The organism is Labilithrix sp. (assembly GCA_019637155.1).
In the GTDB taxonomy this organism is placed as follows: domain Bacteria; phylum Myxococcota_A; class Polyangia; order Polyangiales; family Polyangiaceae; genus Labilithrix.
On record JAHBWE010000017.1, the window covers coordinates 196,895 to 215,830 of the forward strand.

General features: G+C 71.6%; 17 protein-coding genes. 6 read left to right on the plus strand and 11 right to left on the minus strand.

Annotated features, from left to right (window positions below; genetic code table 11):
• Positions 1 to 26: 26 nt before the first annotated feature.
• Entirely contained in the window at positions 27 to 629 is a 603-nt protein-coding gene (locus tag KF837_33000; protein MBX3232193.1) for an AgmX/PglI C-terminal domain-containing protein, read from the minus strand.
• A gap of 241 nt (positions 630 to 870) precedes the next feature.
• Between KF837_33000 and KF837_33005 the strand changes: the two genes are divergently transcribed.
• Positions 871 to 2,937 carry a radical SAM protein gene (locus tag KF837_33005; protein ID MBX3232194.1) on the plus strand — a complete coding sequence of 689 codons (2,067 nt, stop codon included), beginning with the start codon at positions 871 to 873 and terminating at the stop codon, positions 2,935 to 2,937.
• A gap of 12 nt (positions 2,938 to 2,949) precedes the next feature.
• Here the strand turns inward: KF837_33005 and KF837_33010 are convergent, their stop codons facing one another.
• Both KF837_33010 and KF837_33015 read right to left on the minus strand, forming a co-directional pair.
• Positions 2,950 to 3,816, minus strand: coding sequence for a hypothetical protein (locus tag KF837_33010; protein MBX3232195.1), 867 nt, complete (start codon positions 3,814 to 3,816; stop codon positions 2,950 to 2,952).
• A gap of 49 nt (positions 3,817 to 3,865) precedes the next feature.
• Positions 3,866 to 4,468, minus strand: coding sequence for a suppressor of fused domain protein (locus tag KF837_33015; protein MBX3232196.1), 603 nt, complete (start codon positions 4,466 to 4,468; stop codon positions 3,866 to 3,868).
• Positions 4,469 to 4,541: 73 nt separating this feature from the next.
• Between KF837_33015 and KF837_33020 the strand changes: the two genes are divergently transcribed.
• Positions 4,542 to 5,666, plus strand: a complete 1,125-nt coding sequence (locus KF837_33020; GenBank protein MBX3232197.1) for a beta-lactamase family protein — start codon at positions 4,542 to 4,544, stop codon at positions 5,664 to 5,666.
• A gap of 1 nt (position 5,667) precedes the next feature.
• Here the strand turns inward: KF837_33020 and KF837_33025 are convergent, their stop codons facing one another.
• Positions 5,668 to 7,299: a hypothetical protein gene (locus tag KF837_33025; protein MBX3232198.1), complete on the minus strand. Its 1,632-nt coding sequence runs from the start codon at positions 7,297 to 7,299 to the stop codon at positions 5,668 to 5,670.
• A gap of 119 nt (positions 7,300 to 7,418) precedes the next feature.
• On the opposite strand from KF837_33025, the gene KF837_33030 reads away from it, so the two are divergent.
• Both KF837_33030 and KF837_33035 read left to right on the plus strand, forming a co-directional pair.
• The gene (locus KF837_33030; protein ID MBX3232199.1) at positions 7,419 to 9,296 is read left to right on the plus strand and encodes a hypothetical protein; all 1,878 of its coding nucleotides are present in this window, start codon (positions 7,419 to 7,421) and stop codon (positions 9,294 to 9,296) included.
• Positions 9,297 to 9,349: 53 nt separating this feature from the next.
• Entirely contained in the window at positions 9,350 to 10,312 is a 963-nt protein-coding gene (locus KF837_33035) for a Gfo/Idh/MocA family oxidoreductase (protein MBX3232200.1), read from the plus strand.
• Here KF837_33035 and KF837_33040 read toward each other — a convergent pair.
• Genes KF837_33040 through KF837_33055 form a run of 4 tightly spaced genes read right to left on the minus strand, consistent with a single transcriptional unit; the run spans position 10,266 to position 13,275 of the window.
• Positions 10,266 to 10,586: an antibiotic biosynthesis monooxygenase gene (locus KF837_33040; protein MBX3232201.1), complete on the minus strand. Its 321-nt coding sequence runs from the start codon at positions 10,584 to 10,586 to the stop codon at positions 10,266 to 10,268. The two genes, KF837_33035 and KF837_33040, sit on opposite strands and share 47 nt — an antisense overlap.
• Before the next feature lie 10 nt (positions 10,587 to 10,596).
• Positions 10,597 to 11,259: a DsbA family oxidoreductase gene (locus tag KF837_33045; GenBank protein MBX3232202.1), complete on the minus strand. Its 663-nt coding sequence runs from the start codon at positions 11,257 to 11,259 to the stop codon at positions 10,597 to 10,599.
• Positions 11,243 to 12,082: a fused MFS/spermidine synthase gene (locus tag KF837_33050; protein ID MBX3232203.1), complete on the minus strand. Its 840-nt coding sequence runs from the start codon at positions 12,080 to 12,082 to the stop codon at positions 11,243 to 11,245. The genes KF837_33045 and KF837_33050 overlap by 17 nt, the downstream gene beginning before the upstream one ends.
• Positions 12,079 to 13,275, minus strand: coding sequence for an MFS transporter (locus KF837_33055; protein ID MBX3232204.1), 1,197 nt, complete (start codon positions 13,273 to 13,275; stop codon positions 12,079 to 12,081). Before KF837_33055 ends, KF837_33050 begins: the two co-directional genes overlap by 4 nt.
• A 224-nt stretch (positions 13,276 to 13,499) precedes the next feature.
• Here KF837_33055 and KF837_33060 point away from each other — a divergent pair, with 224 nt between their 5' ends.
• Positions 13,500 to 13,907: a hypothetical protein gene (locus tag KF837_33060; GenBank protein ID MBX3232205.1), complete on the plus strand. Its 408-nt coding sequence runs from the start codon at positions 13,500 to 13,502 to the stop codon at positions 13,905 to 13,907.
• On the opposite strand, the gene KF837_33065 is transcribed toward KF837_33060, so the two are convergent.
• Positions 13,885 to 15,156, minus strand: coding sequence for a hypothetical protein (locus KF837_33065; GenBank protein MBX3232206.1), 1,272 nt, complete (start codon positions 15,154 to 15,156; stop codon positions 13,885 to 13,887). The two genes, KF837_33060 and KF837_33065, sit on opposite strands and share 23 nt — an antisense overlap.
• Positions 15,157 to 15,167: 11 nt before the next feature.
• On the opposite strand from KF837_33065, the gene KF837_33070 reads away from it, so the two are divergent.
• A complete protein-coding gene (locus tag KF837_33070) occupies positions 15,168 to 16,316 on the plus strand; it encodes a hypothetical protein (protein MBX3232207.1) in 1,149 nt (382 codons plus the stop codon).
• A gap of 5 nt (positions 16,317 to 16,321) precedes the next feature.
• On the opposite strand, the gene KF837_33075 is transcribed toward KF837_33070, so the two are convergent.
• The gene (locus tag KF837_33075) at positions 16,322 to 16,975 is read right to left on the minus strand and encodes a protease inhibitor I42 family protein (GenBank protein MBX3232208.1); all 654 of its coding nucleotides are present in this window, start codon (positions 16,973 to 16,975) and stop codon (positions 16,322 to 16,324) included.
• A gap of 166 nt (positions 16,976 to 17,141) precedes the next feature.
• Positions 17,142 to 18,929, minus strand: coding sequence for a DUF2330 domain-containing protein (locus KF837_33080; protein MBX3232209.1), 1,788 nt, complete (start codon positions 18,927 to 18,929; stop codon positions 17,142 to 17,144).
• Between the last annotated feature and the right edge of the window lie 7 nt (positions 18,930 to 18,936).

The window sequence follows — 18,936 nt, forward strand, 5'->3', positions numbered from 1 at the left end:
CCGGAAGCGGGCGTCCTGTACCACCGCTAGGGCGCGGGCGGAGCGAAAATCACCGGGTAGACCACCACCACGACGCCGCCCTCCGGCTGCGGAAAGCTGAGGTTGGCGAAGCCGCGCAGCACGCACGACTGGACCGCCTTGTCGGGGAGGTCGGTCACCGGATCGATCGTCGGGTTCGTCACCGCTCCGCTCCCGTCGATCGTGAGCTTCACCGCGATGCGCCCGGCGAGGTTGGGGTTCGAGCGGAGCCCGTTCTCGTAGCAGAGACGGAAGCGCCCGAAGTTCTGGCGCACGATGCGCTGGATGACCTCCGGCGGAAGCCGGCCCGTGACCGTGACCGCGCCGTGGCGAAGCGTGGGCGCCTTCGTGTTCGATGGAACGGGGCCGCCCGAGCCGGTGCCGGGGATGCCGGGGTCGAGCGACGACGACGACGATGAAGGCGCGGCTCCGCTCGACGAGTCGACGAAACCTCCCGGCGACGGCGGCGTGCAGAGCGGATCGCCGTGCGGGCACGGCAGCGCGCGCGGCTCGGCCGTCGGCTCGGGTGCGGGTGCGGGCGGCGGCGTTGACGGTGATGGTGCGGGCGATGGTGCGGGCGCGGGGGCGGGGGCGTTCGACGGCGGGACCACGACGGCGGGCGGCGGCGGATCGCTCGCGCACGCGGCGAGGGCGGAGAGGAAGAAGGAGAGGCGCGGCGACGGCATCGAGCGAGGGTAGAAACATCGAGATTTCCGGGCGATACCAAATCGTGTGGACAATGTCGCAGGGTGTGCGAAACCCCATGACGCCATGCGTCTTCTCCGCGTCCTTCCTCTACTTCTTCCGACCGCGCTCGCGGGCGCGAACCATCGCTTCTCCTTCTGAGGCCGCATGCGCGTCGCGCTCGTCTACCCGCCGACCTGCGATCCGACCGCGCCGTACCTCGCGGTGCCGATGCTCACGGGGTTCCTCCGCGCCCACGGCGTGGAGGTGCTGCCGATCGACGCGAACATCGAGGCGTTCGATCGGCTCCTCGGCCCGGAGTCGCTCGGCGCGCTCCGCGATCGCCTCGAAGCGCGGCTCCGCGAGCTCGACGCCCGCCGCTCGCTCACGCACGTCGAGCAGCTCGAGTACGCCGCGCTCGTGCGCGCTCGCGGCGAAGCCCACGCCGTGCCCGACGGCATCGCGCGCGCGAAGGACACGCTCCGCGACGAAGCCCGCTTCCACGATCCCGACGCGTACGCCGCCGCGGTCGCGACGATCGACGCCGCGCTCCGCGTCGTCTCCGCCGTTCACCATCCGCTCCACCTCGACTTCACCGCGTACCGGACGCCGTTCGGGCTCACGACGATGGACGAGATCGCCCGCGCCGCGACGCCGGACGCCGATCCGTTCGACGACTACGTCACGAACGTCCTCGTTCCGCGCCTCGCGGCCGCGGAGGTGGGGCTCGTCGGGCTCTCGGTGTGCTTCCCGGGGCAGCTCCAGCCCGCCTACGCGTTCGCGCTCAAGATCAAGCGCGCGCTCCCCCACGTCCACGTCACGTGCGGCGGCCCCGGCGTCACGCAGATGCTCATCCGCCTCGAAGGCCGCCGCCTCGCGGGCGCGCTCGGCCCGTTCGACACGGCGTGCGTGTACGAAGGCGAGCACACGCTCCTCGCCCTCGTCCGCGCGCTGGAGCAGGACAAGCCGCTCCGCGAGTGCACGAACGTCGTCGTCCGCGATCGCCTGATGGGCGCGCGCTGGCTCGCCGGGCACGGCATGGAAGACCTGAAGGCGCTGCCGCCGCCGGACTTCGACGGCCTCCCGCTCGATCGCTACCTCTCGCCGCGCCTCGTCCTCCCCTACGACCCCACGCGCGGCTGCTATTGGGGCAAATGCACCTTTTGCCATTACGGCCTCGCCGAGATCGGGACTGCCGCTTATCGCGAGCGCGACGTCGCCGCGATTACCGATCATCTCCGCGCCCTCGCGACGAAACACGGCACGCGCCATTTCTATTTTTCGCAGGACTCCGTCGCGCCGAAGACGCTGATCAAGCTCGCGCAGGCGATCGTCGACGCCGGCCTCGACGTCCGCTGGGCGACGGACCTGAAGCCGGAGAAGTACCTCACGCAGGAGCGCGCCGACGTCCTCCGCCGCGCCGGCGCGGTCGCGTGTGCGCTCGGCGTCGAGTCGGGCTCGCCGCGCGTGCTGAAGCTGATCGACAAGGGCGCCCCGATCGAGGTCGTCTCCGACGTGGTCGATCGCCTCGGCGCCGCCGGCATCGCGCCGGAGGCGATGTGCTTCACCGAGTTCCCGACCGAGACACACGAGGAGGCGCTCGACACGCTCGACTTCATCGACGAGCGGCGCGACCGCCTCGCGGTGTACATCGTCGGCGAGTTCGGCCTCACCCACGGCTCGCTCGTCGCGCAGGACCCGCGCCGCTTCGGCATCCGCGAGACGTGGGAGCTCGAGGGAGACCAGCTCGGCCTCGGCCTCTTCTTCGCGCCGGAGCATCCGTGGAAGACGGACGACGAGCGCGCCGACGTCGACGATCGGCTCGCCGAGCTCTCGTCCGGCTGGCTCCTCCGCGCGTATCCGTGGGCGGGAGCGGTGTCGACCGCGCACACGATCCTCTACTACGACCGCTTCGGCCCCACCGTCTTCCGCGACCTCGCCGCGCGCGGCGTGCGCGAGGAGGTCCTCGGCTCGAAGCGCCCGTTCGAGGCGAGCCTCCGCTTCGATCCGCGCGCCTGCGAGCGCGCGGAGCAACGCGACGGCGCGATCTGGGCGGAGCTCGTGAACGATCGCCGCGTCGTCGGTCGCGCGCCCTACGAGGAGCTCGCCGCGCGCGCGCCGGCGCTGCGTCCGAAGCCGCTGCGCCTCTTCTTCTCGTTCTCCGCCGACGGCGGCGCCCCGACCGTGGTCAAGGGGCGCCGCCCGTCCCACGCGGCGAACGCGACGGGGACGTGAGCCTCAGCTCGCTCAGCTCGCGAGGACGAGCACGAGCACGAGGAGGAACGTGATCGCGGTGGAGCCGACGACCGCGATCAGCGTCGAGCGCCCGATCGGCTGCGGCGGCGGCGGCTGGCGGACGGGGCGAGCGAGCGCCCAGACGAGCGCGCCGAGCGCGATGACGAGGAGGACCTTGTCGATCGGGAACGGCGGCGCGACGTGCCTCTCCGCCGCGATCCGCTCCGCCTCGACCGCCACGCCGCGCATCCAGAGATCGGTGCGAATCGCCCACTCGATCCGAAACGCGATGAAGTAGAGAACACCGGCGATCCCCAGCGTCCCCGCCAGCTGCCCCACCGTGCGCAGCCGGCTCCGCGATCCGAAATGCGCGCGGAACGCGTCGATCGCCGCCCGCGCCGACAGCACCGCCGCGACCGCATAAGCGATCAGCGCCGGGACCCACGCGAGCCAATGCACGCCGCGCGCCCCGAGCCACCGCGCGGTGCGGCCGGGATCGTAGAGGTCGTGAAAGCCACCGTTGACGGCATATCCGAGTTGCCCGATGAGGAAGAAGAAGGCGACGAGCGCGAGGAGCAGCTTCGGCATCGGCGCGAGCCCGGGCCGGCGCCGGAGGTAGAGCCCCGCCGCGAGCCCCACCGCGCTCGTCACCGCGAGCCCGGCCCAATCGCAGAGGATGACCCGCTCGAACGTCCATCGGTCGCAGATCACGCGGTGCACCTGCCCGTGCCCGAAGAACGTCAGCGCATACGCGTCAATCCCGCACCCGAGGACCACCGCGACGAGCGCGTGCCCGGCGAACTCGTGCAGCAGGAGCCCGACCGCGTGCATGGTAAATCCCCACGCGAAGAACAAAGCGATCGGCGCCACCCAACGCATCGACCACCCTCGCTCGCCGTTCGTCTTCTCCAACGCCACGAGCGTACCGCTACATGTCGACGTACGAGGTGCGGTTCAGATCGTGAAACTGCATCCCGAAGTGATCGAGGAGCTCCTCGAACACCTTGAAGCCGTTCTTCGTGATGAACTGAAGCTCGTTCTCGTGAATCGGGACGAGCTGGAGGAACCACAGCCGCTTGTCCGCGACGTCGGCTTTGTAAAAGTCGCGCTGCCACAGATACGGATATACGACGAGCGCGTGGGGCATGCGGCTCGCGGGGGCGCCGAGCCCTGCGTGCGCGACCGCGTGCTGGTACACGGTCCCGGGCTTCGGCAATTGGTTGCTCGTGACGACGCTGTCGGCGACGAACACCTGAATGCGCTCGAAGCTCCAGTCGTCCGTGCGGTACCCCTGAATCAGCTCGATGCGGTCCGGGAAGTTGCTCGTCTCGAACGACTCGTGGGCGAGCCCATAAGACAGCGCGGTCCTGAACCCGGGCGACGGATACCCGTCGACCCGCTGGATGCCGAGCTTTCGCGCCGGATCCCCCGGGAGGGGATGGTTGGCATACGTGATCGGAAAACGCCCTTTGACGGGCAGCTCGAGCTGGTCCGCCACTGCATCCATCTCTTGAGCCGTCAGTCGAGCCATCGATAGGTAAACCTCTGGTGCCGCATCCTAGCATTCGCCGGGCTGGCTTCCCTGGAAGACCGCCGTAGTCTCGGTGGCTGTGCGTGCGGTCGTGGTGGTGCTGATGATGACGGTTGGCTGTCGTGGGACGGCGCCGCCTCCACCTGCGCCTGCGAGCGAGGACGCTACGCCGGTCGCGACGGCGTCGTCGTCGCCCGAGGCTGTCGTGGTCGCTGATGCAGCGGCGGAGGAGACGCCGCTGCCTTCGCGGGCGCGGCTGCTCGCGCCGGCGCGTGGCACGGCGGTGCGGGGGTTCGTGGCGATGAGCGGCGGGGCCGGGGCGCACGTGGTGTACGCGGTGCCGGGGCCAGAAGAGGCGGCGGCGGAGCAGCCCGTCTTGGTGGCGTCGTTGACGAAGATGTGGGTCGCGGTCGCGGTGTTGCGGCTCGCCGCGCGGAAGGAGCTGTCGCTCGACGACGAGGTGCGCGCGCTGCTGCCCGCGCTCGCGAAGAAGGCCTGGGCCGACAGCACGGTGCGTGAGCTCTTGCACCACGTCTCGCGCGTTCCGGAATTCGACGATCGCGACGGATTCTATTCCAAGTCCGACATCGACTTTACCGATCCCGCGCCCGTACTCGCCAAACACATCGGCGCCGGAACGGAGAAACGCGGGGTCTGGAAATACCGCAATTCGGAGTTCGCGTTATTGGGCGCGATCTTGCAGGAGCGGCGGGCCAAGCCGGTCGCGAGCGTGCTGGAGGAGGAGGTATTTGCTCCCGCGACGATGCGCCATGCCGGCGTCCTCGTGCGCGGCAAGCCGGCCGGTCTCGATCTCGGGCCGATGGGGAGGGTGCGGCCGCACAACTTCTTCACCGCCGGGAACGGGTACGCGAGCGCGAGCGACCTCCTCGCGTTCTTCGATGCGCTCGACGCCGGGACCTTGCTCGACGAGCCGTCGCGTGCGCTCTTGTTCGAGGCGGACGCGAAGAACAACCACGCCGCGGCGGGATGTTGGGCATTTCCGTTCGCCGGGGCGGAGGCAGGGCCGACGCTGCTCGTCGAACGTCCCGGCAGCTTCGGGAACGTCCGCCTCGAGACGCTCTACTTCCCTGCCCTTCATCGCGCGATCGTGCTCTGGTCGCAGGCGCCGGTCGACCTCGGGCGGCCCCGGACGAACGGGAGCATCGCGGCGGCGCTGGCGCGGGCGGCGCTGGAGTGAGTCACTCCTGGAACGCGGTCACGATGCGCCCCACCGCGTCGCGCGAGACCGGGCGCTCGAGGATGCGCGGCCGGCGGCTCGGCGGAGCGGACGGCGGCATCGCGTCGGGTCCGACGATGAGCACGGTGCGGCTCTTCAGCGCCGGCTGGAGCCGCCAGAGGACGCGGTAGAACGGCTCGCCTTCGCCGCGCATCGAGGCGCTCACGACCAGGACGTCGACCGCGCGCGTCACCACGTGCTCGAACGCCTCCATCGTCGTCGACGCGAGCGCGATGTCGGCGTGCGGATGCGCCGCCGACGCGGAGAAGAGGATCTTCGTCGACGTGTCGTCGTCCACCACGAGCACGGCGAGGCGGCGGTACGCGACCTTCCGCGCCTTCGACGGCGGGCCCTCCGTCGCGGCGGCAGAGACGTCGGCGACGGCCACCTGCGCCGCGGCCGGTGGATACGCGCGCACGACGACGCGTCGGACCGCGGCCTGCTCGAGCGGCAGCGCGAGGACGGGGCTCTCGCGGCCGATCTTCGCGAGCTCCTCCGCGACGAAGGCGGCGTCGAGCGCGGGGACGAGCACGACGACGCGATCGGCCGCGAGCATGTCGATACGCGCGAGCGACGCGAGGAACCCGGTCGGATGGAGCGCCGACGACGCGCTGCACACGACGAGATGGAATCGCTCCGCGAGCACACGCTCCGCCGCGTCGTCCGCCGCCGCGACGAGGAGCTCGCCCGCGGCGCCGCCGAGCGGCTCGCGAAAGGCGCGCACCTGCTCGGCGTCGAGATCGACGAAGAGAACGCGAAGCGACTCGTCCACCGTGGCAATCGCAGCGACACGCCGCAACGGCGCCGCCGCTACTGCGGCCGCGGGCGGCGCGGGCGGGGCCGACGCCGCGGGGGGCGCGGGCGGCGCGGGCGAGGCCGATGAGGTCGTCGCGACGAGCGCGAGGACGCGCTGACGGAGGCGCCAGCGCAAGAGCGGTCGCTCGAGGATGCGCTCGGTGCCCTGGAGTCGCCATCGCGCGTCGACCAGCTGCGCGCGCGCCGCGACGACGAGCACGCGCTGCGCCGTCTCGATCGGCAGCGCGGCGAGGAGCCCGTGCTCGCCGAAGGCACGCCCCGCGTCGCAGAGGATCGCGTCGAACGGCCTCGCGCGCGCGAGCCCCACCGCGGTGAGCACGTCGGAGCAGGTCGCCGGCTCGACGTCGAACACCTCGCGCACGGCCCACAGATCGCGCTCGGTGCCGTCGACGATCAGAAGCTCGAGGGCGCGCCTGCTCGGCGTGGCCACGCGTTCGGACGACGGCGCCGCGAAGACGAACGGCGGCGCGAGGTCGAACGGCGGGGCTGGCGGAACGCGGGCGCGCGCGCTCTGGCGATCGGCGTGCGACAGGACCAGCGGCCGGAGACGACCGATCAGCCCCGGCGGCGCGTCGTCATGGAAGAGGAGAATGCGCTCGCACTCGGCGTGCGTGACGACACGCAGGAGCGCGTAGTGCGCCGACGCGAGGACGCGCGTGCTCTGTTCGACGTGAACGACGAAGTCGAGCGGGACCCGGCCCGGCTCGACCGCATAGACCCCGCGTACCCCCGCGACCGACTCGAGGACGAACGCGACGTCCATCTGGCGCGGGGTCATCACGCGATCGTAGCCAATTCGTGAAGCCGCGCACCGCGGGCGGAAGGGCCCGCCGCGCGCGCATCTCGCGATCGGAGCCAATTCGTGAAGACGTGCGCGGAAGGGAGTAGACAGGAGTCATGCTCGAGGCGGTCGACGAAGCCGAGGCGGTCCGCATCCTCGCGGCCGAGTCGGGCGACGAGGGGGACCTCGCCGACGTCGCCGCGCTCCTCGGCCGCGAGCGCGCGGTGCTCACGTGGGCCGGCGGCCTCGCGCGCACGATCGGCTGGGGCCCGCTCCGCCCCCGCCTCGTCGGATGGACGCTGCCCGACGCGCGCTTGCCGTGGCGCGACGAGGTCGACGACGCGATCGCCGCGCTCTCGCCCGAAGACGCCGCCCTCCTCTCCACCCTCGCCGCGTGCGACGCGCCCTTCGCGTGGGACGTGCTCGAGTCCGTCGCGCCCGACACGTCGATCGAGAGCATCTGCCGGCTCGAAGGCGCGCGCCTCGTCACCCGCACGACACGCGCTGGCGTCGTCACGCTCGCCGTCCCCTACTCGGTCCGCGCGTTCCATCACGTCGACGCGAGCCGTACGCCTGCCCCGGACGCAGCAGACCGATGGCTCGACGCGTGGATCCGGCGCGCGATCGAGCTCCGGCCCGCGAGCTACGGCCCTCGTTCACGCGCGACGCTGGCCGAGCTCGCCGCCGCCATCCCGCTCGCGACGCGCGCGCTCTTCGCCGACGCGCCCGAGACACGCGCCCGCGGCCTCACGCTCTGGAACGCCGCCTCCGACGCCCTCTTCTTCGCCGACGCCCTCCCCTTCGACGCCCCCGCCTTCACCCGCGCCATCGAAGTCGCCGACGCCCTCACCGCCAACACCATGACCGCCGACGACGACACGATCGCGCCACCGGGGCCCCAGAAGCGGCCGCACCAGCGGTCGCGCAGCGACCCGCCGTCTCCGGCGGGCCGTGTCTGGGGTGGGGGTGGCGGGGGCAACGCCCCCGACGTTGACCGTGTCTGGGGTGGGGGTGGCGGGGGCAACGCCCCCGACGTTGAGAGCCTGCGCGCGCGGCTCGTCGCGGGGCGCGCGATGCTCGAGCGCGGAGAGCCCGCCGCCGCGAAGGCGCTCGTCGCGGAGGCGATGGCGCTCGCGACGTCGGACGTGCTCGGCGCCGAGGCGCTGCGCGGGGCGGGCTGGGCGGCGCTCGCGCTCACCGACTTCGACGCCGCCCGCGCGGCGTTCGAAGAGGCCCGCCGCCTCACGGCCGACGATCCGCGCGGTCAGGCCGACGCCGCGGCGGGGCTCGGGATCCACGCGCTCCTCGGCGGCGAGCCCGACGCCGCGCGCGCGCTCCTGGAAGAGGCGGTCGCGATCCACGTCGTCATGCGCGACGCGCCGCGCGAAGGAGCGGTCCGCGGGATGATGGAGCTCTTGCCCGACGCGCGCGACGACGCCGCCGACAGCGTCCGGCTCGGGGCGCAGGTCGCCGAGTTCCGCGCGAGCGGGCAGCGCTGGCGTGAGGCGCTCGCCCTCGCCCGGCTCGCGATCGCGGCGCGCGCGCGCGGCGACGCCGAGGCCGAACGGAAGCGGCTCCTCGAAGCACGCGCCGCCGCGATGGTGTCGCGGATGCCGGCCTCCACCGTCGTGCGCGCGATCGTCGAGGCGAGCGAGGCGAGCACCGCCGCGCGGCCGATCGTGGTCGGGCACGACGGACGGAACCTCACCCTGCCGTCGGGCGAGGTGCACGACCTCGCGCGTCACGGCCCCGTGCGCCGCGTCTTGTGGGCGCTCGCCGTCGCGCGGACGGAGCGCCCCGGCGCCGCCATCTCCACCCTCGACATGATCGAGGCGGGCTGGCCCGGCGAGAAGATGCAGCACGAGGCGGCCACGCTGCGCGTCTACACGACGATCCGCCGTCTCCGCGCGCTCGGCCTCTCCGACGCGCTCGTCACGCGCGACGAAGGCTACCTCATCGATCCCGACGTACCGCTCGCGCTCGCCACCTCCTAGAACGTCAGCCCGTGTCAGTGCCGCCCGCGCTCGCGGCGTGACACACGATCGTCATGCAGAGCGCGCTCATCGCCGGCGCCGGCGCCTCCGGGTTCCTCCACGCCCTCGCGCTCCGCTCGGCCGGCGTCCGCATCGCGGCCGTCTTCGATCCCGACCGCGCGAGCGCACGGAACCTCGTCGAGCTCGTCGGCGGTGAGCCGTGCACCTCGCTCGATCGAGCGCTCCGTCACGACGCCGCGATCGCCGCGGTGTGCAGCCCCCCGATCCACCACGTCGCGCAAGCCGCCGCGCTCGCCGACGGGCGCCGCCTCGTCTTCGTCGAGAAGCCGGTCGCGCTCTCGAACGAGGAGCTCGAGCGTCTGCGGACGCTGCCGCGCGTCGTGCCGATCGTGCAGTGGCGATCGGGGCGGAGCGCGTCGGAGCTGCGCGCCGCGATCGAGGCCGGCGTGTTCGGCGCGCGACCGCGCATCCACTGCGAGCTCCGGCTCTGGCGCGACGCCGCCTACTTCGCGCGCCGCGACGCCGCGCGCTGGGGCTGCGGCGCGATGCTGTCGATCGGCATTCACGCGCTCGACCTCGTGCTCTGGATCGCGAACCGCCGCGTCGTCGCGTCGCGCGGGCGCGAAGGGTTCGGCCGCCCTACGATCGACGTCGCGACCGCGGGCGAGATCGCGCTCGAGCTCGAGGGCGGCGCGTCGGCGCGGGTCGCGATCACGCTCGACGAGCCGCGCGCGTGCGACGTGCGCCTCGCGGTCGAAGGCGACGGCACGACCGCCTACCTCCACGCGGCGGAGGCGGACCCGACCGGCACGCCGCTCTCGTGGCGCGGCCCGCGCGCGGTCCGCTACCCCGCCCCCGCCGGCGCGCTCGGGAGCCCGCTCCTCGTGCCGTTCATCCACGAGGCGCTCGCCGCGCCGAGGCCGCTCGCGATCGACGACGTCGCCGCCGCGCACCGGCTCGTGTTCGCGCTCACTTCCCGGTCAGCGCCGACAGACCTTTGCCGCCGACCGGCGTGAAGCGTGTGCCCTCCGGCGCCGACGCGACGAGCGGCATCGTCGTCTGAATGAGCTCGCGCACGCCCGGCATCGACAGCGACGCGCCGTGCGCGCGCTCGTCGCTCCAGATCTCGGTGACGAGCACGGCGTCCGGCTCGGACGACGACGTGTTGACGACGTAGAGCAGGCACGACGGGACGGACTGCATCAGCTCGGCGGCGCGGAGCAGCTTCTGCACGAGCGCATCGCGCTGGCCTTCGACGGCGACGAACTTCCCGAACAAACCGAAGAGCATGCCCACTGCTTTAACACCTCGATACGGGCGGAGCGACCGTCTTCGTCAGGGCGCGGCCGAGCACCTCGGCGGACTCCGCGCCGGACACCGCGACCTTCCCGTCGAAGAGGAAGAACGGAACGCCCGAGATCCCGATCGTGCGCGCCTCCGCCTCGTCCGCGCGCACCGCCTCCGCCCAGCGGTCCTCGGCGAGGCCGGCCTCCACCGCCGACGTGTCGAGGCCGACCTCGCCGGCCAGCTTCACGAGCGCGGCGCGATCGCCGATCCGGACCCCCTCCTTGAAGTTCGCGGCGAAGAGGCGATCGACCATCGCGAGCTGCTTGCCGCTCTCCTTCGCGAAGACGACGAGCTGGTGCGCGGCGAAGGTGTTCGAGGTCCGCGTCTTGTCGAAGCGGTACTCGATCCCGTCGGCGGCGCCGAGCTTCCTGAGCCGGTCGTGCATCGCCTCGAGCTGCGCCGGACCGATCCCGAATTTCTTCTGCAGCATCTCGTTCGTCGAGACGTCGAGGTCGGGATCGCTCTTCGGATCGAGCTCGAAGCTGCGGAAGACCACCTCCACCCGCTCGCTCCCGAAGGCCGCGACCGCCTTCTCGAGCCGCGCACGGCCGAGCCAGCACCACGGACAGATCACGTCCGACCAGACATCGATGCGCACGTCACGTTTCTCGCCCATGGCTCGGTTCGATGCCGGCCGATGGGCTGCCGTTGCGCGCGGCTCGCAGGACGTCGCCCGCCCGCGACTTCGTCGATCGAGCGCGCTCGCGGAGGACCTCGCGCGGCGGGATCGACGGCGCGGCGAGGACGAGCGTGTTCTGGTCGTCGACGACGAAGTCGGCGATCTCCCACCCGCGAAACGCCTCCGCGATACGCGCGCGCACGTCGTCCGAGCCCGCGACCAGATTGGCGATCAGCGCGCCGCTGTCCTTGAGCGCGCTCCGCAACGCGCCGAAGAGCTCGGGGCCGCGGAGCGAAGGCGGAATACCGTGCGCGTCGTAGACGTCGAGCACGACGAGGTCATAAGGGCCAAAGGTCGACTCCTTGACGAACTTGCGCGCGTCCGTCGCGTGGACGGAAATGCGCTTCGTAATGCGGAATCCGAAATACCGATTGGCCGCCGCGATCACCCAAGGATCGTTCTCCACGACGTCGATGCTCACGTCGGGATATGCCGCCTCGAACTGCCGCGGCGCGATGCAGGCGCCGCCGCCGAGGAAGAGGACCTGCTCCGGGCGCGGCTCGAGCAGCATCGCGACGTGGAAGCCGTCGACGTAGCCGGGTCCGGAGTCGAGCGGGTCCCCCACCGCCTGCCGCGACTGCACGAGCTCGCGCCCGTCCTTCCGCAGCACGAGCTCGCGGTAGCGCCCGCGGCGCCGGACGATCACCGCGGTCCCGTTCCGCTCGCCGACGACGACGCTCCGCGACCGCCACGCGAGCCACAGCCGCAGGCCGCCGAGGAGGAGGAACGCGGCGCCGAGCGCGGCGGTCGTGTCGGTCATGGCTCGACCGTACGCGGCGCCTTGCGCGCGATCGACGCGACGACGGCGACGACGACGGCGGCGGAGGTCCCGCCCAGGAACGCCGCCGACGGGCCGAGGTGGTGATAGAGCGAGCCCCAGAGGATGGGCCCGATCGTGCGCGAGAGCGCGCCGGAGGACTGCGCGAACCCGAGCACGGTCCCTTGCTGGCCGGGGCCGGCGTACTGCGAGGCGAGCGACGCGAGCTGCGGATGCGAGAGGCCGACCGCCATCGCGAGGACGACGAGACCGCCGACGAGGACGGTGGAGGACGACGCGAGCGCGATCGCCGCGAGGCCGATCGCGGCGAGGACCCCCGCGCCGGAGAGGACGCTCGGCGACGTCATGCGGCGCGAGATCGGGCCGACGACGCCGAACTGCATCACGAGCGTCACGAGCCCGAAGAGCCCGAACAGATCGCCGACGCGCTCCTTCGTCCATCCGAAGCGCTCGGCGACGAGGAGCGCGAGCGCCGTCTGCAGGGTCGTCATGTAGAGGAACATGAAGAAATAGAGCGTCATCACGATCGCGATCTTCGGGTTCGATCCGAGCGCCTTGAGCGACAGGTGCGGGCGCGCGGTGACGAGGGCGCGCGTGTTCGTCTCCGGGAGGAAGACGAGGACGCCGACGAGCGCGACGAAGGCCATCGCCGCCGCGAAGAGCGGAGGCGCCGCGTCGCCGAGCGTGCTCGCGCGCCCGCCGATCCAGGGGCCGAGCATCACGCCGAGCCCGATGCCGGCGCCGACCTTGCCCATCGCGCGCACGCGCTCCGCGCCCTCCGAGATGTCCGCGATCGCCGCCTGGCACGCGCCGATGTTCCCCGAGGTCACGCCCGCGAGGATGCGCGACGCGAAGAGGAGCCAGAGCGCGTGATGACGGATCGCGAGGGAGAAGAGGATCATCGCGACGGCGTTGGCCGCGAGCGAGATCGCGATCACGCGCCGCCGCCCGTGGCGATCGGACGTGCGGCCGAGGACGGGCATCGCCACGAGCTGCGCCGCCGCGAACGACGCGAAGAGGATCCCCACGACCTGCGGCGAGCCGCCGAGCTCGCCGATGTACGAGGGCAAGAGCGGCAGGATGATCCCGTAGCCCACAAGATCGAGGAAGACGGTGAGCGTCAAAAACGGCAGGATGCGGGCGAGCCGCGGGCGCTCCTCCGCTTCGATCGTCATGCCGCGTCGATTCTCTACTCTTTGCGTCGTCTTCGCCACCGCCTGGAGGAGCTGCCCATGACCGTTCACGGCGTTCGTTTCGTGCTCGACGGAGGCACCACGCTCGTCGGCGCCCTCGACGCGTCTCGGTTCCTCCTCCAGCGTGGGAGCGATGGCGTCTCGCCGGCGCCGCGGCTTCGCGCGAGACGGAGCGCTACACGCTCGGCCCCGCTGCGCCGCGCCGCGTGGAGCGCCTGGTCGCGAGGCCGATCGCGCCCGCGCTGGCGGAGCGCGCGCGAGAGGCGAACCTCCCGATTCCGCCCGACGTGCGAGCCTTCGTCGGCGCGGTCGACGAGGACCCGACGCTGCGGCGCGCGCTCGCGCAGCTCGGGCTCCACTTCGAGGAGGACGACCTCGAGATCGAGATCGAGATCGAGATCGACGGCTTCGTCCCGCTCTGGAGCAACGGCTATGGCGACGGCTACGGCGGCCTCACGAAGGACGGCCTCGCGTACCTGCGCGTCGACGAGCGCGGGGTCGAGCCGCTGCCTCCCATCGTCGAGCACGTCCGCGCGACGGCGACCGCGGCGGACGAGCAGGCGACCGCCGAGGTCGTCCTCGCCGCGCTCGTCACTCTGCGACCCAGAGCTTGATCGTCGTGCCGAGCGTCGTGAAGAGGACGATCGCGTCGTCGTCGACCGGGCTGACGGCGAGGGTGAGGTTCCAGACCGGGTTCGCGGGATCGAGGTCGGCGACGTCGTGGCGCGCGAGGTCCGGGCCGAAGTAGGCAAGCGTCTGCTTCTCGAGCGCGCCTTCCTTGCTCTGCTTGTTGATGAGGGCGACGCGGACGGGCTGCCCGGCGCGGTCGAAGGCCTGCGCCGCTTGGTTGGCCATCGGGTACACCGCGTGCTCCCAAGCCCCGAGGGGCGGTTGATCGACGGACTCGTCGAAGTACGCGCGATGGATCCACTCTCCATCAGACCGGCGATGAACGGCGTCGAGGCTGCCGTGACCGCCATGCGCCAGCAGCGTGACGTGCGGAGTCCCGTCCACGGCGACGCCCATCATCGACGGGTTGGGGTAGCCGGGATCGGGCACGAGCTCGCCGGGTCCGAACTGCCCGGAGCCGGGCTCGAGCTCGGTGGCGTGGCTCAGGGTCACGCCGCCGGCGCAGAAGACGTGCGCTCGTCCGGACGCGTCGTGATCGATCTTGAGCTGCTTCCGCGTCGTCCAATCGCCGGCAGCGTCGCCCGTGCACGCGACGGCGACCTCGGATCCGAACACGCTCGCGCCGGGAGCGGTGGCGCGGTAGCGGATCTCGTCGAGCTTCGTCGCGTTCGGATCGGCGGACCAGTACGCGACCTGCAGCCGGCCGCGGCTCGCCCCGAGCGCGAGGTCGTAGGTGTGCTTCCCCTGCGCGACGATCGTCGGGCCCGCGGGCTGGGACGTTCCGTTGATCGCCTGGAGCGCCATCAAGGTGTGGACCCGCTCGCCGGCGAGATCGGCGTCGAGCTCGAACGCGACGGAGACGTTGCGGTCCTCGTCGACCGCGATCGCGGTCTGCTGGAGCGCAACCCACGCCGGATGGGGATCGTGGCCCATGCTCGCGAGCAGCTCCGCGGTGGACGCGAGCTTCTTCGTCGTCCAGCGACGCTCTCCCTGGCTCGCGTTCGTCACGTACCAGACGTCGTCGCCGTTCCTCACGACGGCATGAACGCCCCCCGCCCTGTCCACCGCGCTCGCGACGAGCCCGAGCCCGTCTCCGCTCATGAGCTCCTTCACGCGCGGGACGGAGAACTGGCTCTCGGCGGTCACCTCCGCCGGTGGGGCCGACGCGCTGCAGGCGAGCGCGCCCGACGAGAGACCGAAGACCAGGAGAGCCGGCGAAAGATGGTGGCGCATGCCGAGACCTGGTGCACAACGTGCGCCACTTACCTACATGCAATTTGCTCGCATTTTTGGCGGATCGTCGGCGAGTCGTGGAGCGCGACCGCCTCGGTTTGGGGCGCGCTATCGTGCCGGGCGCGGTGCGTGCGCTCCTTCCTCTCGTCCTGCTCGCGGCGTGCGCCGAGCCGAGGGCCGTCGCGATCGCGCCGGTGCCTTCGGCGGCGCCCCTCGAGATCGCGCCGATCGACGCGGGCGCGTCGCGCGCGGACGCGGCGCCGAGCGCGCCACCGCCGAGCTGCGCGCGCACGCCGTGCCTCGTGGCGTCGAACGTCGAGCTCTACACGATCGCGCGGCGGGAGCTCTTCATGGTGCGGGAGTACGCGGCCCGGACGGCGCTCGTTCGGCACGGCCTCGACGATGGGATCGACGCCGAGCTCGTCACCGATCTCCGTCCGGCGCTGAACGATTCGATCGTCGCGCTGGAGGTCGACGCGGACAGCGTCGCGATCGCGACGAGCTTCGACGTCCTCCTCGTCGATCGCGCTCGCAAGGCGTCCGTCCCCCTCTTTCACGACTCCTGGGCTATCACCGACGTCGCCCTCGACCCGACGTCGCTCTTCGTCCTCACGCGCGACTGCGCCGTGAAGAAGGTCGCGCGCGCCGGCGGCTCGCCGATCGTCCTCGCGCGCGGGACCGGCAAGTCCTGCATGGGGCTCTCGTTACGGCTCGACGGCGACGACGTGCTCTTCTCCAGCGAGCACACGATCTCGGCGGTCCCTCGCGCCGGCGGCGCGGTACGGACGCTCGCGACGCTGCAGCCGGACTCCACGATCCTCGACATCGTGCCGAACGGCGCGTTCGTCTACGCGCTGGCGATGACGTCGCGCGGCTCGGTCCTCGTGCGCGTGCCGAGGAGCGGCGGGCGGGCCACGGACGTCGCACCGGCCGGCATGGCGACCTCCACCCACGCCTTGGCGGTCGACGAGCAGCGCGCCTTCTGGCTCGAGATCCGCGGCCCAGGGTACGCGCTGATGAGCGCGCCCAAGGACGGCGGCGAGCCCATCGTGGTCCGCCGCGGCGCCGGCTCCATATCGAGCCTGACATCCGCACCCGACGGCCTCTACTTCCTCGTCCACACCCCCCGCAACGACCTGATGCGACTCGACAACCCCTGACCGGCTCAGCAGATCGCGCCGCGCGGGATGCAGGCGAGCTGGCCCCAGCAGAACTGGCAGCTCTGGCCGTCGCTGCAGACGTCGTCGCCGCACTGATCGTCGTTCTTCGGGGGGAACGGGAAGTCCGGCATCCGCACGACCTCGACGGTGATGCTGAAGGTCTTCGCGGCGGGAGCGTCCGCCGACTCCCACGGGCGGCGGTACTCGAGCGTGAGCGCGTGCTTGCCGATCTTCGACATGACCGGCGCGCCCGTCACGTCCGTGACCGGGTTCGTGTGCCACTTGAAGACGGCGGTGCCGCCCGAGCCGACCGGCGGGGCGATCGGCAGACCGGTGGGCTCGCCCTCGAGCGTCGGACGACCGCGCGTCGCGGCGGTCTCGTAGGTCGACGCGTACGGATACGCGAAGGTGCGGTTGGTCCGCGTGACCTTCCACTGGTAGCCCGTCGTCGCGTTGGCGGGGAGACGGAGCACGAAGTCCTGCCCCTCGTAGACGCGAACGGTCTTGCCCTCGTCGGCGTCGGTCGCGATCTCCTCGGCCGCGACGGAGAGCTCGTTCTCGCTGGCCGCGGGGGCCTCTTCGCCGCTGTCCGCAGAGCAGCCGACGGTGGAGAGAGCGAGAGCGAAGGTGCCGAGAGCGACGATGGAAAGAAGACGCATGACGATGACTCCTCAGGTGGGGCCTTGGTGACCATGTGGTTTTGACTCCTACACGCCGATTGTCGAGCGGTTTTTTCGAGAATATTTTGCGTCTCCGTGAGTCCTCCTTCGCCAGCCGGCCCATCCACGTCGCCGCGATCCGGCGGATGTCCGAAGGCCGAGCTCCCTACTCCCGCGTGGATCCATCTTCGTCGGGAGGGCCCGCGCGGAACGTGATCTGGAGCGTCACGTTGGTCTCGCGCGCGATCTCGACGACCTGCCTCCGCTGGCGGACGCTACGGAGGACGCAGCTCGGAAGGTCGACTGCTCCGGCGTCGGCGCTCACGCCGTCCGCGGTCGAGATGTAGCCCTCGGCGTCGACGACGAGGTGCAACACCACCGTCGCCACGTCGAGGGTTGGAGCCGACCTCCGCGCGTCGAGATAACAACGTCGAAGGGCGCGATCGCGCGTGAGGTCGCGAGCGCCGGAGTCCGGAGGAACGAAGCCGCCCGGCTTCGCCTCGAACGAGAGGTCCACCGTCGGCGTGGGACGCGCGTCGGGATCCTCGAGCACGTAGCCCGGATCCTTCCCCCGCAAGACGTCGAACACCCTCTCTTCACGTTCGGCCGTCGTGTACGGACGCATCAGCGCCTCCGCGTCGAAGGGCTCGGCGGCGGACGACGCCGCCGGAGCTCCAGCGTCGGTCGCCTCGGTGCGCCGGCATCCGAGCAGCCCGAGCGCGAGGACGAACCCGCGCCGACGAAGGAGCGCGATCGCCGCGAGCGCGAAGACCCATCCGCCGCCGCCCGCGGCTCCGGGCGCGGTCGCGCACGAGGCGGAGCGTTTCTTCTGCTCTTCGTCGGCCGCCTCGTCGAGCTGCCGCCGCGTGTACTTCATCCTCTGGAGCACGTCGCCCTCACCGCCGGCGAGCGCGGGATCGAGCACGCCGAGGAGCACGCGATGCGCGTCCTCGTCCGCGCGCGTGAACGTCTCGTCGTTGAACAGGTTCACGAGGACGACGTCGCCGTATCCTTCTCGCGACGACTTCAAATCGCGGAACGGCTGCACCCAGAGCTTCGGCGCGCGCGGCACGATCGCGGCGAGGTCGGGGCCCAGCGCGAGGGCGACGTCCTCCGGCGTGACCTCGGGTTGCCAGCTGTACGACCACGGCCGGCGCCATCCGACGGCCTTCCCCGGCCCCGCGTCCTTCGTGCAGCGCGCGACGTCGATCATCCGATCGCGCGTGATCGTCCACCCGAGGAGCGTGCGCGGGCGAAGGAGGTCCATCCCCTTCGGATGCGTCGCGTCCATGTACGGGTAGTACGGCTTCGGCGTCTTGAAGCGGATCCGCACCGTCTCGCTCGTCATGCTCTTCGTCGCGGAGGCGGGCGCGTCGTACTTGAACGCGACGAAGAAGAACTTCAGCCTGACGTAGTGCTCGAGCCAGGAGCGCGCCTCCGTCGGGATCACGAAGCCGTTGTCGCCGAGCCACTCGTCGAACGCCCCCGCCTCCGAGGCCTGGAGCGTGAACGCGGTGAAGCTCCCGATCTTCTGCTGCGCGAGGACCTCCACCGGCTCGGCGTCCGGCTTGGCCGCCGACGCGCCCCCTCCCCCGAGGCCCGGCACGTGTTTCATCGGCGGCGGGGCCTTGTAGGGGACGTAGGGCATCCGCTGCTGCAGCCGGTCGAACGGCGGATCCTTCACCGCGAAGACCTCGGGCTTCGTCGGCGTGGGGACGACGAAGCCGAAGCCCTGCGCGGCGCGCTCGAAGCGAGCCTCGCGCACGAAGTCCTCCTCCTTCGTCTCTCGATCCCAGACGAGGAGCGTGCGCTCGACGCTCAGGTACGGCGTCTTGAGCGTGTCCTCCGTGCTCTCGGCCGAAGGCCGCGTGAACATCCCGCACGCCTTCGCGTCGGGCGGGAGGAACACGGTGAACGAGACCACGAGGACCGCGAAGCCGATGAGACGGAGCACGCCCGCA

Coding starts and splice junctions, on each gene's coding strand:
- KF837_33005 (MBX3232194.1), top strand. CDS start 871: ATGCGCGTCGCGCTCGTCTACCCGCCGACCTGCGATCCGACCGCGCCG.
- KF837_33010 (MBX3232195.1), bottom strand. CDS start 3,816: ATGCGTTGGGTGGCGCCGATCGCTTTGTTCTTCGCGTGGGGATTTACC.
- KF837_33015 (MBX3232196.1), bottom strand. CDS start 4,468: ATGGCTCGACTGACGGCTCAAGAGATGGATGCAGTGGCGGACCAGCTC.
- KF837_33025 (MBX3232198.1), bottom strand. CDS start 7,299: ATGACCCCGCGCCAGATGGACGTCGCGTTCGTCCTCGAGTCGGTCGCG.
- KF837_33030 (MBX3232199.1), top strand. CDS start 7,419: ATGCTCGAGGCGGTCGACGAAGCCGAGGCGGTCCGCATCCTCGCGGCC.
- KF837_33035 (MBX3232200.1), top strand. CDS start 9,350: ATGCAGAGCGCGCTCATCGCCGGCGCCGGCGCCTCCGGGTTCCTCCAC.
- KF837_33040 (MBX3232201.1), bottom strand. CDS start 10,586: ATGCTCTTCGGTTTGTTCGGGAAGTTCGTCGCCGTCGAAGGCCAGCGC.
- KF837_33045 (MBX3232202.1), bottom strand. CDS start 11,259: ATGGGCGAGAAACGTGACGTGCGCATCGATGTCTGGTCGGACGTGATC.
- KF837_33050 (MBX3232203.1), bottom strand. CDS start 12,082: ATGACCGACACGACCGCCGCGCTCGGCGCCGCGTTCCTCCTCCTCGGC.
- KF837_33055 (MBX3232204.1), bottom strand. CDS start 13,275: ATGACGATCGAAGCGGAGGAGCGCCCGCGGCTCGCCCGCATCCTGCCG.
- KF837_33065 (MBX3232206.1), bottom strand. CDS start 15,156: ATGCGCCACCATCTTTCGCCGGCTCTCCTGGTCTTCGGTCTCTCGTCG.
- KF837_33075 (MBX3232208.1), bottom strand. CDS start 16,975: ATGCGTCTTCTTTCCATCGTCGCTCTCGGCACCTTCGCTCTCGCTCTC.